The organism is Limnohabitans sp. 2KL-1 (genome assembly GCF_003063435.1).
In the GTDB taxonomy this organism is placed as follows: Bacteria; Pseudomonadota; Gammaproteobacteria; order Burkholderiales; family Burkholderiaceae_C; genus Limnohabitans_A.
The window spans coordinates 531,063-544,903 of record NZ_NESL01000002.1 but is presented as its reverse complement, the minus strand read 5'-3'; the positions used below and the strand labels follow the sequence as shown (position 1 = coordinate 544,903).

The 13,841-nt window shown below is 61.4% G+C and carries 12 protein-coding genes; 3 read left to right on the top strand and 9 right to left on the bottom strand.

The window, feature by feature from the left end; genetic code table 11:
* Positions 1-102: 102 nt before the first annotated feature.
* Both B9Z47_RS06930 and B9Z47_RS06925 read left to right on the top strand, forming a co-directional pair.
* A complete protein-coding gene (locus tag B9Z47_RS06930) occupies positions 103-2,412 on the top strand; it encodes an ABC transporter ATP-binding protein (protein ID WP_108330500.1) in 2,310 nt (769 codons plus the stop codon).
* The gene (locus B9Z47_RS06925; protein ID WP_108330499.1) at positions 2,409-2,873 is read left to right on the top strand and encodes a DUF1854 domain-containing protein; all 465 of its coding nucleotides are present in this window, start codon (positions 2,409-2,411) and stop codon (positions 2,871-2,873) included. The genes B9Z47_RS06930 and B9Z47_RS06925 overlap by 4 nt, the downstream gene beginning before the upstream one ends.
* Positions 2,874-2,970: 97 nt before the next feature.
* On the opposite strand, the gene B9Z47_RS06920 is transcribed toward B9Z47_RS06925, so the two are convergent.
* From B9Z47_RS06920 to B9Z47_RS06890, 7 genes are all read right to left on the bottom strand, one after another.
* The gene (locus tag B9Z47_RS06920) at positions 2,971-4,335 is read right to left on the bottom strand and encodes an MBL fold metallo-hydrolase RNA specificity domain-containing protein (protein ID WP_108330756.1); all 1,365 of its coding nucleotides are present in this window, start codon (positions 4,333-4,335) and stop codon (positions 2,971-2,973) included.
* Positions 4,336-4,576: 241 nt separating this feature from the next.
* Entirely contained in the window at positions 4,577-5,716 is a 1,140-nt protein-coding gene (gene dnaJ, locus B9Z47_RS06915) for a molecular chaperone DnaJ (protein WP_108330498.1), read from the bottom strand.
* Complete coding sequence (locus B9Z47_RS06910; RefSeq protein WP_233253690.1) at positions 5,709-6,083, bottom strand: four helix bundle protein; 375 nt, start codon at positions 6,081-6,083, stop codon at positions 5,709-5,711. Before B9Z47_RS06910 ends, dnaJ begins: the two co-directional genes overlap by 8 nt.
* 31 nt (positions 6,084-6,114) lie before the next feature.
* On the bottom strand, positions 6,115-8,040 hold the full coding sequence (dnaK, locus tag B9Z47_RS06905) for a molecular chaperone DnaK (RefSeq protein WP_108330497.1): 1,926 nt from the start codon (positions 8,038-8,040) through the stop codon (positions 6,115-6,117).
* A 95-nt stretch (positions 8,041-8,135) separates the two neighbouring features.
* Positions 8,136-8,684: a nucleotide exchange factor GrpE gene (gene grpE / locus B9Z47_RS06900; protein WP_108330496.1), complete on the bottom strand. Its 549-nt coding sequence runs from the start codon at positions 8,682-8,684 to the stop codon at positions 8,136-8,138.
* 144 nt (positions 8,685-8,828) lie between these two features.
* Entirely contained in the window at positions 8,829-9,179 is a 351-nt protein-coding gene (locus B9Z47_RS06895) for an FKBP-type peptidyl-prolyl cis-trans isomerase (RefSeq protein ID WP_108330495.1), read from the bottom strand.
* Positions 9,180-9,330: 151 nt separating this feature from the next.
* Positions 9,331-10,494: a fumarylacetoacetate hydrolase family protein gene (locus B9Z47_RS06890; protein WP_108330494.1), complete on the bottom strand. Its 1,164-nt coding sequence runs from the start codon at positions 10,492-10,494 to the stop codon at positions 9,331-9,333.
* Positions 10,495-10,765: 271 nt separating this feature from the next.
* Between B9Z47_RS06890 and B9Z47_RS06885 the strand changes: the two genes are divergently transcribed.
* On the top strand, positions 10,766-11,419 hold the full coding sequence (locus B9Z47_RS06885) for an OmpA family protein (protein WP_108330493.1): 654 nt from the start codon (positions 10,766-10,768) through the stop codon (positions 11,417-11,419).
* A gap of 100 nt (positions 11,420-11,519) precedes the next feature.
* Here the strand turns inward: B9Z47_RS06885 and B9Z47_RS06880 are convergent, their stop codons facing one another.
* Both B9Z47_RS06880 and B9Z47_RS06875 read right to left on the bottom strand, forming a co-directional pair.
* On the bottom strand, positions 11,520-12,089 hold the full coding sequence (locus B9Z47_RS06880; RefSeq protein WP_108330754.1) for a MarR family winged helix-turn-helix transcriptional regulator: 570 nt from the start codon (positions 12,087-12,089) through the stop codon (positions 11,520-11,522).
* Positions 12,090-12,100: 11 nt separating this feature from the next.
* On the bottom strand, positions 12,101-13,819 hold the full coding sequence (locus tag B9Z47_RS06875) for an acyl-CoA dehydrogenase family protein (RefSeq protein ID WP_108330492.1): 1,719 nt from the start codon (positions 13,817-13,819) through the stop codon (positions 12,101-12,103).
* Positions 13,820-13,841 lie beyond the last annotated feature (22 nt).

Here is a 13,841-nt window from a genome sequence, read left to right as displayed (position 1 = left end):
GGGTGGAGTGTGCAGTCGTTGAGCCAAGGCATTGGCCAATCTGTGTGGTTTTCTTGTCCGGCTGACCTTCAGGTGTGCCGTAATTTTTGCGGTTCGACTTTCATGATTCCATCTTCTTCCCCAGTTTCGCCCCGTTCGGTGGTCCCGGACGCTTGGCTGGCCGAGGTGACTGCGCAGCTTTTACCCTTGGAGAACGCGACAGCATGGCTGGAGGTTGACCTTGATGTCGGACTGCACTTTGTCAAAAGTGGCATCATTTTGACCGATCAGAGGGTTTTATCATCTGACGGCCCTGAAAAAAAATGGCGCAGCTGGCCCCTGACGGGCGATTTGCGCTTGAAGTTGAATGATCACGCCGGGGTGGGCATGCTGGAGTTGGCACAACCGGATGCCCGCTTGGCGGTCTGGCGTTTCACGCTCGGCCTGCAGGCCGCCGCGTCGCGCTGGGTGGCCCAGTTCGAGGGCCAGCAGGCCCAGCGCCAGCAAACGGCCGAAGGGGCAGCCTTGCAAACGCGACTGGCAGGCGCTGTTTGCCCGGTTTGCCAGACCGTGATGGATCAGGACGATGAAGACTGCCCGACTTGCAGCCGCGAAGACCTGACGCCGCCGTCGACCTGGACCCTGTTCAAGCTTTGGCGCTTTGCCCGGCCTTATCAGGGGTCCTTGCTGGCGGGGTTTTTGCTCACGCTCGCTGCCACTGCAGCCACCTTGGTGCCGCCTTACCTGACCATGCCGCTCATGGACGACATCCTGATCCCTTACCAAAACGGCAAGGCCATCGATCCGGGTGTGGTGTCGTTGTACCTGTTGGGCTTGCTGGGCTCGGCCTTGCTGGCCTGGGGACTGGGCTGGGCCAAGACCTACATCCTGGCCTTGGTGTCCGAGCGCATCGGTGCCGACCTGCGCACCACCACCTATGAACATTTGCTCAAACTGTCGCTGGAGTATTTTGGTGGGCGGCGCACGGGCGACCTGATCGCCCGCATCGGCAGCGAGACCGACCGCATCAACGTGTTCCTGTCGCTGCATCTGCTGGACTTTGCCACCGATGTGCTGATGATCCTGATGACGGCCATCATCTTGTTCACCATCAACCCCACGCTGGCGCTGGTGACCTTGCTGCCACTGCCTTTCATCGGTTGGTTGATCCATGTGGTGCGTGAAAAACTGCGCACGGGCTTCGAGAAGATTGACCGCGTCTGGGCCGAAGTGACCAATGTGTTGACCGACACCATCCCGGGCATCCGGGTGGTCAAGGCCTTTGCGCAGGAAGACCGTGAAGCCCAGCGCTTCAAGGACGCGAACAAGCACAACCTGCAGGTCAACGACCGCCTGAATCGGGTCTGGTCGCTGTTTTCGCCCACGGTCACGCTGATGACCGAAATCGGTTTGCTGGTGGTCTGGGGTTTTGGCATCTGGCTGGTGGCGGACGACCAAATCACGGTGGGTGTGCTGACCGCCTTTTTGGCCTATATCGGGCGCTTTTACAGCCGCCTTGACTCCATGAGCCGCATTGTGTCCAACACGCAAAAGGCCGCTTCGGGGGCCAAGCGAATTTTCGACATCCTGGACCACGTCTCGAGCGTGCCCGAGCCCGTCCAGCCGCAGCCTTTGCCCGCGCATGTGCAAGGTCGCCTGACGGTGCGCGATGCTGGTTTTCGCTATGGCAATCGCGCGGTGATCCGGCAGTTGAACCTCGACATCCAGCCCGGTCAGATGATCGGTCTGGTGGGCCACAGCGGCTCGGGCAAAAGCACGCTGGTCAACCTGATTTGCCGCTTTTACGACCTGACCGAGGGGGCCATCGAGCTCGACGGCACCGACATCCGCCAGTTGAAGGTGGCCGACTACCGCCGTCAAATTGGTCTGGTGTTGCAAGAGCCGTTTTTGTTCTTTGGCACGATCGCTGACAACATCGCCTACGGCAAACCCGAGGCGACCCGTGAAGAGATCGTGGCCGCAGCCCGTGCGGCCCATGCCCACGAATTCATCCTGCGCATGCCGCAGGGCTACGACTCGCTGGTGGGTGAGCGTGGCCAGGGCTTGTCGGGCGGTGAGCGTCAGCGCATCTCGATTGCACGGGCCTTGCTGATCAACCCGCGCATCCTGATCCTGGACGAAGCCACCTCGGCGGTGGACACCGAGACCGAAAAGGAAATTCAACGTGCCCTGGACAACCTGGTGCGCGGTCGCACCACGATTGCCATCGCCCACCGCCTGTCCACCTTGCGCAAGGCCGATCGGCTCGTGGTCATGGACAAAGGCGTGGTGGTGGAAGAAGGCACGCACGACGCGCTGATCGAGGCGCAAGGTGCTTACTGGCGCTTGTACGAAGCCCAGCAGCGCCAAGCGGAAGCCGAAGCCGTGCTGGGCGGCAGCATCGAGACCCCTTCGCAAAAGGTGAGCGCATGACCCCGTTTGATTTTGCACGCGACGCTTGGGGCCACTGGGTGTTGGTCATGCCCGACGGTGCACGCCACAGCCCCATCACGGCACTCAGAGCCTACCCGGTGTCAGCCCCCGATACCGGCGTGGCTTTGATGGATGCCGACGGCCATGAAGTGTTCTGGATTGAAAGCCTCAGCGCCCTCGCACCTGCTTTGCGTGAGCAGGTTTTGCTGGCCCTGAACGAGCGTGAATTTTTGCCCGAGATCCTGCAACTGCAGGAGGTCAGCAGTTTCGCCACACCCAGCACCTGGCGTGTCATGACGGACCGGGGCGAGACGCAGTTCATGCTCAAGGGTGAGGAAGACATCCGTCGCCTGACGGGCTCGGTGTTGCTCATCAATGACGCCGACGGCGTGCAGTACATGATCCGCGACATGATGTCCATGGACAAACATTCGCGCAAACTGCTCGACCGTTTTTTGTAAGTCGGTGCCTTCAGGTCCGACGTTGGTTATGCCGGCGCAGGCCGCATGTCGGGGCTGAAGCCGCCGACATGCATGGACCCAGCCAGATGCCCAGCTGCTACAGCGGCCAGACCGAGCCATGCTCGGGCACCAAGGCCCGCCATTTGATTTCGTGTTCGATGCGCTGGCGCAACATGTCAGACGCCTCGCGCTCGCCATGCACCACATACACCTGTCCCGGCGCGCTGGGCATTTTGTGCAGCCAGCTCAGCAGCTGGTTGGCGTCGGCATGGGCCGACGCCGATTCGATTTGTGCCACCTCGGCCCGCACTGCCACATCTTGCGCATGGATGCGGATGGTGCTTTGACCGCTGGCGAGTGTCGCGCCCCGGGTGCCCGGTGCCTGATACCCCGTCAAGATGATCATGTTGCGGTGGTCACCCGCATATTGCGCCAGGTGGTGCAACACCCGCCCGCCGGTGGCCATGCCGCTGGCGGCCAAAATCACCATCGGCCCGTGCCGCCGCGCCAATGACTTGGATTGCTCGGGTGTTTCCAGCATGGTGGCCACATGGTCCATGTTGCGCACCTCTTGCACACTCAGGCGGTGCTCACCCGGGTGGCGCTCAAACAGGGCGGTGGTGTGGATCGCCATCGGGCTGTCCAGAAAAATCGGCAAGCCTTTGGGAATTTCTCCAGCGGCTTTGAGTTGCGCGATGGTGTGCAGCACGGCCTGCGCCCGCCCCACCGCAAACACCGGCACCACGGCCACGCCACCGCGTGCGGCCAGTTTTTTCAGGAGGGGACCGAGTTCCTCGAACACCTTTTCCTTGGGGTGCTGGCGATTCCCGTACGTCGATTCAATCAGGACCGTGTCGGCCTGTGGTGGCGGCTCGGGTGGGTTCATCAGCGGGTCGTCGGGGCGACCCAGATCGCCAGAAAACAGGACGCGCCGCCCGCCGACATCGAGCAGCAAACTGGCTGCGCCCAGAATGTGACCCGCTGGCTGAAAGCGGGCTTTCCAGCCGCGGATGGGCTCGAACCACTGGCCCTGCTGTTCCGCGTGCAATTGCTTGAGGCTCTGGATGGCCTCTTGCTTGGTGTAAAGCGGCAGGGCCGGGGCGTGTTTGGAAAAGCCGTGGCGGTTCGCGAAAAACGCGTCTTCTTCCTGGATGTGCCCGCTGTCGGGCAGCAAGATGCTGGCCAGATCGCACGTGGCTGCGGTGGCATGCACCCGGCCCCGAAAGCCGTTTTTCACCAGCAAAGGCAAATACCCGCTGTGGTCCAGGTGCGCATGGGTCAGTACCACCGCATCGATGTGTGCCGGGTTCGCGGGCAGGGGGCTCCAGTTGCGCAAGCGCAGCTGCTTGTAACCCTGAAAAAGACCGCAATCGACCAACAACCGTTTCTGGTTGTGCTCGATCAGGTATTTGGAGCCGGTGACGGTGTCGGCTCCGCCGAGGAAGGTGATGGTGGCGCTCATGCCGCCATGGTCATGCCAAATGCGGAAGTTGGGTTTGACTTGGGTCAAACCGGGGGCAGAAGCCCCGTTTTACGAATGTCTTCGCATGGGCAGGCCTCAAGTGAGACCACGGTCAAGTTCGAGTTGTTACCCAGTCAGCCCGAAGTGGGAGAGGGGTTGCGGCGGGTGACGATTTTTGCGTACCCGCCATGAGGAACCCGCCGCAGCCCCTCTCGCACTGCCTAGCGGGTTTGCTGACGCGTCAGGCTCCGAAGAAACCTTTGAGCTTGTCCGTCCAGCTCTCGCCGCTGGGCTGGTGCTTGCCGCCGCCCTTGGTCAGGGACTCTTCAAACTCCTTGAGCAGCTTTTTTTGGTGCTCTGTGAGTTTGACCGGTGTTTCCACCGTGATGTGGCAATACAGATCACCCGGATAGCTGCCGCGCACGCCCTTGATGCCCTTGCCGCGCAAGCGGAACTGCTTGCCCGTCTGGGTGCCTTCGGGAATGTCGATCGCCGCTTTGCCGCCCAAGGTCGGCACCTCGATCTCGCCACCCAAAGCCGCTTTGGAAAAGCTGATCGGCACTGCGCAATGCAGGTCGTCGCCATCGCGCTCGAAGATGTCGTGTTTTTTCAGGCGAATCTCAATGAACAAATCACCAGGTGGCCCGCCGTTGGTGCCCGGCTCGCCGTTGCCGGCACTGCGGATGCGCATGCCGTCGTCGATACCGGCCGGGATTTTGACTTCCAGCGTCTTTTGCTTCTTGAGCTTGCCTTGCCCGTGGCAAGTGCCACAAGGGTCGGGAATGATCTTGCCCGTCCCACGGCAGGTGGGGCAGGTTTGTTGCACGCTGAAAAAGCCCTGGCGCATTTGTACCTGGCCTTGACCATGGCAGGTCGAGCAGGTCTTGGCGCTGGTGCCGGGCTTGGCACCGGTGCCGCTGCAGGTGTCGCAGGCGTCCCAGCTTGGAATGCGCAACTGCGAGTCCTTGCCGTTGGCCGCTTCTTCGAGCGTGATTTCCATCGCGTAGCTCAGGTCGGCACCGCGGAAAACCTGTCGTCCACCACCGCGACCGCCACGGCCTTGGCCCCCAAAGATGTCACCAAAGATGTCGCCAAACGCGTCACCGAAACCGCCAAAACCTTCGGCGCCGCCGCGCATATTGGGGTCAACACCGGCGTGGCCGTGCTGGTCGTAGGCCGCACGTTTTTGTGCGTCCGACAGCATCTCGTAGGCCTCTTTGACCTCCTTGAATTTGGCTTCGGCTTCTTTGGCTTTGGCGTCTTCACCCTGGTTGCGGTCAGGGTGGTACTTCATCGCCAGCTTGCGATAAGCCTTTTTGATGTCTTCGTCTGAGGCGTTTTTGGCAACGCCCAGCACTTCGTAAAAATCTCGTTTAGCCATGTTCGTTTTGTGTTGAGCGTTGAGCGTTAAGCGAATTCCGTAAACCGTTCAAGAGCGCAAACAAGCGCTCGATCTGTTGCTGCAGTGCATCGGTCAATTCGCAGTAACCCAATGCTTGAGCCAGTAAAAGCTGAGTTTCAAGTTCGTTGAGCGAAGCCCTGCCCATGGTGACGAAGTGCGCGAAGTCCTTTTTGCCACCACGACCTGCGCCTTCAGCCAAATTGCTGGGTATCGACACAGCGGCTCGGCGCATCTGCGCTGTGAGCCCAAAAACTTCGTGTTTGGGAAAAGACTCGGTCAGTTCGTAGACAAGCCTGGCAAGCTCAAAAGAAACTTGCCAGGCCAGCAGGTCGCGGTAATTCCGCACGCTGAACGCTCAACGCTGTCCGCTGAACGGGTCAGCCCTTTTTGACTTCCTTGACTTCCGCGTCCACGACGTTGTCGTCTTGGGGCTTGGCTTCGGCACCGGCCGCGCCTGCACCCGCAGCGGCTTGCTGGGCTTGCATCTCGGCGTAGACCTTTTCGCCCAGCTTCTGGCTGGCGGTCATCAGGGCTTCGGTTTTGGCTTCGATGTCGGCTTTGTCTTCGCCCTTCAAAACTTCTTCCAACGCCTTGGTGGCCGCTTCGATGGCTTCTTTTTCAGCCGCTTCGATCTTGTCGCCGTGCTCGGTCAGGCTCTTCTTGACGCTGTGCACAGCGGCTTCACCGGCGTTGCGGGCTTGCACCAGTTCGAGCTTTTTCTTGTCTTCTTCGGCGTTCAGCTCGGCGTCTTTCACCATTTGCTGAATTTCGGCTTCGGACAGACCGGAGTTGGCTTTGATGGTGATCTTGTTTTCTTTGCCGGTGCCTTTGTCTTTGGCACCCACATGCAAGATGCCGTTGGCGTCGATGTCAAAAGACACCTCGATCTGGGGCGTGCCGCGCGATGCGGGTGGGATGCCTTCGAGGTTGAACTCGCCCAGCAACTTGTTGCCACTGGCAATCTCGCGCTCGCCCTGGAACACCTTGATCGTCACCGCAGGCTGGTTGTCTTCGGCGGTCGAGAAAGTCTGTGCAAACTTGGTCGGGATCGTGGTGTTCTTGGTGATCATCTTGGTCATGACACCGCCCATGGTCTCGATGCCCAAAGACAAAGGGGTCACGTCGAGCAGCAGCACGTCGGTGCGGTCGCCGGACAACACTTGGCCCTGGATCGCAGCGCCCACGGCCACGGCTTCGTCGGGGTTCACGTCTTTGCGTGGCTCCTTGCCGAAGAACTCCTTGACCTTCTCTTGCACCTTGGGCATGCGGGACATGCCGCCGACCAAAATGATGTCGTCGATGTCAGACACCGACACGCCAGCGTCCTTGATGGCCATGCGGCAAGGGGCGATGGTGCGCTCGATCAATTCCTCAACCAGCTGCTCCAGCTTGGCGCGGGTCAGCTTGACGTTCAGGTGCTTGGGGCCGGTCGCGTCTGCGGTGATGTAAGGCAGGTTGACATCGGTCGAGGCCGAGCTGGACAGCTCGATCTTGGCTTTTTCAGCGGCTTCTTTCAGGCGTTGCAAGGCCAGCACGTCTTTGGCCAGATCCACACCGGATTCTTTCTTGAACTCGGTGATGATGAAGTCGATGATGCGCTGGTCGAAGTCTTCGCCGCCCAGGAACGTGTCACCGTTGGTGGACAACACTTCGAATTGCTTTTCGCCGTCCACGTCGGCGATTTCGATGATGGACACGTCAAACGTGCCGCCACCCAGGTCATACACCGCGATTTTGCGGTCACCCTTTTCTTGCTTGTCCAGGCCAAAAGCCAGGGCCGCTGCGGTGGGCTCGTTGATGATGCGCTTGACGTCCAGACCGGCAATGCGGCCAGCGTCTTTGGTGGCCTGACGCTGTGCGTCGTTGAAGTAAGCGGGCACCGTGATCACGGCCTCGGTCACCTCTTCGCCGAGGTAGTCTTCGGCGGTTTTCTTCATCTTGCGCAGAATTTCAGCGCTGATTTGAGGCGGGGCCAACTTGTTGCCACGCACTTCCACCCAGGCGTCGCCGTTGTCGGCTTTGGCAATGGTGTAAGGCATCAAGTCGATGTCTTTTTGGACTTCTTTTTCGCTGAACTTGCGACCGATCAGACGCTTGACCGCGTAGAGGGTGTTGCGGGGGTTGGTGACCGCCTGGCGCTTGGCCGATGCGCCGACCAGGATTTCGCCGTCTTCTTGGTACGCAATGATCGACGGGGTGGTGCGAGCGCCTTCGGCGTTTTCGATCACTTTGGTCGTGTTGCCTTCCATGATGGCCACGCACGAGTTGGTGGTGCCCAAGTCAATACCGATGATTCTTCCCATTTTGATGCTCCGAAATTAAGTAAAAGTACAGATGTTTTGCAGTTGAGGCGGGCGGGGCACTTTTCAAGTCCCCTTACGCCAAAAAAGGGTTTTGTTTATTTGGGCGCGGTGACCGTCACCAAGGCCGGGCGCAGCACGCGGTCGGCAATGGAGTAGCCCTTTTGCAACACGCTGACCACGGTGTTGGCTTCCTGCTCTGCAGGCACCACGCTGATGGCTTGGTGGTGGTGCGGGTCGAACTTGGTCCCGGCGGGCGGGGCAATTTCGAGCACTTTGTTGCGCTCCAGCGCGCTTTTGAGCTGCCGCAATGTGGCTTCAGAGCCTTCGCGCATTTGCTCAAGGGTCACGTTGGGGATGGCCAAGCCCGCTTCCAGACTGTCCAGCACGGGCAGCAAGCTGTCGGCAAAGCCCTCGACCGCGAACTTGCGGGCCTTGGCGATCTCGTCGTCGGCACGGCGGCGGGCGTTTTGCACATCGGCTTGGGCGCGCAGGTACTGGTCGGCCAAATCGGCGTTTTGTGCCTTCAGGTTGGCCACATCGGCCAAGGCGTCTGCCAGTGGATCGGTGGAGGTCATGGCGGCGGCTGCGGCCAATTCTTCGTCACTCAGGGGTTGTGGATGGGGGTTTTGTGTGGCTTCTGACATGAACAATGTCCGCAAAAAATGAATACCCCTTCTAAATAGGGGCGTTGTTTCGGGCTTCAAGGGGTGTGTGCAGCCTGCACGGGGCGCATGGGGGCAGAAAAAACCCGCCAAACGGCGGGTTGTCCCGGGATGTGCCGCCGCAGATCAGCTCAGGGCCAGCAATTCGACGTCAAATTTCAAGGTGGCGTTGGGCGGTATCACGCCGCCAGCGCCACGGGCACCATAGCCCAGCTCGGACGGGATGATCAAGGTGCGCTGACCGCCCACCTTCATGCCGGCCACGCCTTCGTCCCAGCCCTTGATGACCATGCCTGCGCCCAGCGGAAACACAAACGGGTCACGGCGATCACGGCTCGAATCGAACTTGGCCCCTTGCTGGCCGTCTTTGTAAAGCCAGCCGGTGTAATGCACGGTGACGTCCTGGCCTTTGCTGGCCTCGGCGCCTTCGCCAACAACGGTGTCTTCGTATTGCAGGCCGGAGGGGGTGGTGTTCATGAACGGCTTTCTGTCAAAAAAGCCCGGCGGCGCGTGTGGCCTGCCGGGAGGTGGAAAACCCAAAATTATGCCAGCCGCCGCAAGGCCATGGTTGCTTGCGGGCGCGCAGCCCGGCGAGGGGGCATCGTCATGGGCCGGGTCAAGAGCCCCTTCACTGTCGCCGCGCCAGATCGCGCATCAGCGCACCCACGCCATAAGTCCAGGCCGGTGCCTGGTCCGAGGTGGTGACCTGGTTGACCAGAGTGCCCAGCTGCGGGGTGGAGATGCTCACCACATCGCCCACCACATGGGTGAAGCCCTGGCCGGGGCCGTGGCGGTCTTGGGTGGGGGCAAACATGGTGCCCAAAAACAGCATCATGCCGTCCGGGTACTGGTGGTATGGGCCCATGGCCTGGCCCGCCAGGTCCAGCGGGTCGCGGCTGATCTGGCTGAGCGCGCTGCTGCCTTGCATCACAAAGCCTTCGGTGCCTTGCACTTTCAGACTCAGCTCGCACTGGCGCACGTCGTCGATGCCAAAGTGCGCGTCAAACAGCCGGATGAAGGGGCCGATGGCGCAGCTGGCGTTGTTGTCTTTGGCTTTGCCCAGCAGCAAAGCACTGCGGCCTTCAAAGTCGCGCAAGTTCACGTCGTTGCCCAAGGTGGCACCCACCACCTCACCGCGTGAATTGGCGGCCAGCACGATTTCGGGCTCGGGGTTGTTCCATTGGCTGCCCGGGTGGATGCCCACCAGGGCACCGGGGCCGACCGCGCTCATGGGTTGCGCTTTGGTGAAAATTTCGGCGTCTGGCCCGATGCCCACTTCCAGGTATTGCGACCACATGCCTTGGGCGAGCAGCACCTCCTTGAGCTTGGCCGATTCGGGCGAACCGGGTTTCACGCTGCGCAGGTTGTCGCCAATCACGGCCACCACCGCTTGGCGCACGGCCTCGGCGCGGCTGGCGTCGCCCCGGGCCTGCTCTTCGATCACGCGTTCGAGCATGCTGGCCACAAAGGTCACGCCTGCAGCCTTGACGGCCTGCAAATCGCAGGGGGCCATGAACCAAGGCTGGTCGGGCTTGCGCTGCGTCTCGTCGCTGTTGGCCAAGGCCTCGGCGGTGCGGGCCAAGGGCAGCGCTTGCCCAGATGCCACAAAAGAACGCACTTGAGCGGCCACATCGGGCAGTTCCAGCAAGCCGCTGGATGTGGCGGCCAGGCCCGACAGGTCCAGCACGTCTTGCGGCGTGACGGCCACCACAAAAGCGCCTTGGCTGGGTATCCACAAACGGCCGATCAGCAGGGCCTGGTGCGCGTCTTGGGGAAGCTGTGTAAGGTGCATACGAGTTTGTCCAGTGATCCAAATTACTGATCTTGGCAGATTTGGACGGAGTCGACTGTCACCCATGGAATCGCTGAATCGTGAGGTTACAAAGCGCAAGTGTTTGTCATGGTCTTGGCGGTCCACCTCTGTCGTGGCTGTGGGTGCTGTTTTTGTTGCCTTGACTTGGCTGTTGAAACGATTGCTTTCAATTGATGTGATTTGGCATACGGTCAGCGTGGTTGGAGTGGGGTAAATTTGATGGGGTATCAATCAACTAGAAGGAACTGCCATGACCACCCCCCATACTTTTTTGACCCACCTGGGTGTTGCCACATGCGCCGTGGCCGTGTTGTTGACCGGCTGCGCCACAGCCACCCAGGAACAAAAGGGTGCGGGTACCGGCGCTTTGATTGGCGCGGTGGCCGGGCAGGTTCTCGGGCGCGACAGCAAATCCACGGCCATCGGCGCAGGCTTGGGCGCTCTGGGCGGCTACATCTGGTCCAAGAACATGGAAGACAAAAAGCGCGCCATGGAGCAGGCCACTGCCGGCACCGGCACCGTGGTCACACAAACCGCCGACAACCAGCTCAAGCTGAGCATTCCGAATGACATCTCGTTTGCCACAGGCCGTCACGATATTCAGCCGCGCCTGATGCCCATCCTGGACCAGTTTGCGCAAGGTTTGAACCAGCAGCCTTCCATGGAGGTGCGCATTGTGGGGCACACCGACAACACCGGCAGTGACGCGATCAACAACCCTTTGTCGGTGAACCGTGCTCAAAGTGCGCGTGACTATTTGGTGGGTCGTGGCGTGAGTGTGAACCGCATTGCCATCGACGGCCGCGGCGAGCGCGAGCCGATTGCCGACAACAGCACAGAGGCGGGTCGTGCGCGCAACCGCCGCATTGAAATCTTTTTGGCTGAACGCGCCACAGGTCGTTAAGCCCGGGCTTTGCAAGTTCAAAGGCGTGCCTGCGAAAGCGGGCAAGCCTTTTTTTTCTGGGATGTCAACGCATGGCCCTGGCGGTGTGCCAAGGCGTGATTCAGAGGTAAATCTTTTGCAGCAGCGTGAGCAGGGTCTTGCGCTGCGCCGGGGTGAGATTGGCGGTCTTTTCGATTTCCAGATCGCTGGCCGTCTGCTCCGCTTGCACCATCAGGGCCTGCCCTTGCGCTGTGGCGTGCAGGCCCACCGCACGGCCATCGTGGGGATGGGGTTTGCGCTCGATCAGGCCGCGTGTCTCCAGTGACTGGATCAGCCCCACGAGATTGGGCGGCAGCAGGTTCAAGGCCGCGCACAACTGCCGCGAGGTCACGCCCGGGTTGTGGTGGATGGTGGACATGACCGAGAAGTCCACCGGCTTCAGGCCATAAGGTGCCAGTCTTTGCAGGAACAGCTCGATGATGCTCAGCGCTGCCCGCCTTGCGTTGTAGCCCATCAGGGATTGCAGGTAAGCGGTGTCGACCTTGTCAACAGCGGCCACCGAGGAGCCATTGGCTGGGGCGGCACCCGCTGCGTCTGATTCGGCAATGGCCTGATTTTTGGCAGCGCTGGGCGGCGCTTCGCCCCTTGTGGCGGCGGGTTTGCGGGCGGGTCGAGTCTGCGAACTGGGCATGGCGAGCGCGATCAAGCCGCCGCCGTGCATTGCTGCACGATGATGAAGGTGCGCATCTGGAATTCGGGCAACACCCAGCTGCGCAAGGCCTTGGCGGGGGCCAGCCAGCGTGCATCGGCATTCGGGGTGTTGGCATCCACGCCCGCTTCAATCCGCAGCCAGGCCCAGTCCATCAGCACCAGGGCCACGGCACGCAGGTAGTCGTCGGCCACACGGAAGGCCAGGGCGGCGTCTTGCGGCGCGGCCTTGACGATCTGCTCGGTCACGGCGCGCAGGGTCTGGATGCGGGCTTGGGCCGATGTGCTGGCTTTGGTGCCTTGTGGCAAGTCGGCCGCGATGGTGTCCAGCAGCGCGTTCATACCGGTGCCGCCATCGGCCAGCACTTTGCGCACCAGCAGGTCGATCGCCTGAATCTCGTTGGTGCCTTCGTAGATCATGGCCACGCGGGCGTCGCGCACGATCTGCTCGATGCCCCATTCGCGCACATAACCGTGGCCGCCAAACACCTGCAGGCAGTCGCTGCCGCCATGGAAGGCCTGGTGGGTGAAGACCGATTTCATGACCGGCGTGACCAAGGCGCACCAGCGCTGGGCTGCGGCTTGGGTGTCGGCATCTTGGCTGTGTTTGATCAGGTCGAGTTCGAGCGCGGTGCGGTAGGCCAGCACGCGACCGGCATCGACCCAGGCGCGTTGCGTGTCCAGAATGCGGCGCATGGCGGGGTGCTCGCCAATCAGGTCGGCTTCGCCAGCGCTCTTGCCTTTGCCGGGCGCGCGCATTTGGCGGCGCTCTTGTGAGTAGGCATCGGCCTTTTGCCAGGCGGCGTCCAAGAGGCCGATGCCTTGCAGGGCCACGTGCAGGCGGGCAGCGTTCATCATGACGAACATCGCGTTCAAGCCCTTGCCAGGCTCGCCCACTATGGAAGAGACCGCATCGTCAAAGCGCATCACGCAAGTGGGGCTGCCGTGCAGGCCCATTTTTTCTTCGATGCGGTCGCAGTGCACGCGGCTGCGCGAGCCGTCCGGGTAGAACTTGGGCACGAGGAACAGCGACAGGCCTTTGGGGCCGGGGGGCGCGTCAGGCAGCCGGGCCAGCACCAGGTGCACGATGTTGTCGGTCAGGTCGTGTTCGCCGCCCGAAATGAAAATCTTGGTGCCGCTGACGGCGTAGCGGCCGTCGGGCAGGGGCACGGCCTTGGTGCGGGCCAGGCCTAGGTCAGAGCCGGCATGCGGCTCGGTCAGGCACATGGTGGCCAGCCATTCGCCGGTGGCGACTTTCTCCAAATATTGCGCTTTGAGTTCGTCGCTGGCGTGGTGTTTGATGCACTCGTATGCGCCGTGGAGCAGGCCGGGGGCCATGGTCCAGCCGTGGTTGGCAGCGGACAGCATTTCGTACAGCATGGCTTCGAGCACGCTGGGCAGGCCCTGACCGCCGTCTTCGGCGCTGGCGGCCAAGGCGGGCCAGCCCGATTGCCAGAAGGCTTGATAAGCGGCCTTGAAGCCCGGCGGCATGGTGACGGCGCCGTCTTGCCATTGCGCGCCGATTTCGTCGCCATCGCGGTTGAGCGGGGCGATCACCTCGCCCACGAACTTGCCCGCTTCGTCGAGCACTTGTTGCATCAGATCCGGATCCACCTCGGCAAAGGTGGGCAGGGCTTGCAGTTGGGCGGGCGCGTTCAAAACGCGGGACAACACAAACTGCATGTCGTCGGTGCGGGGTTGGTAGGCGTTCATGGGGCGTTTCGGGTTGAGCGTT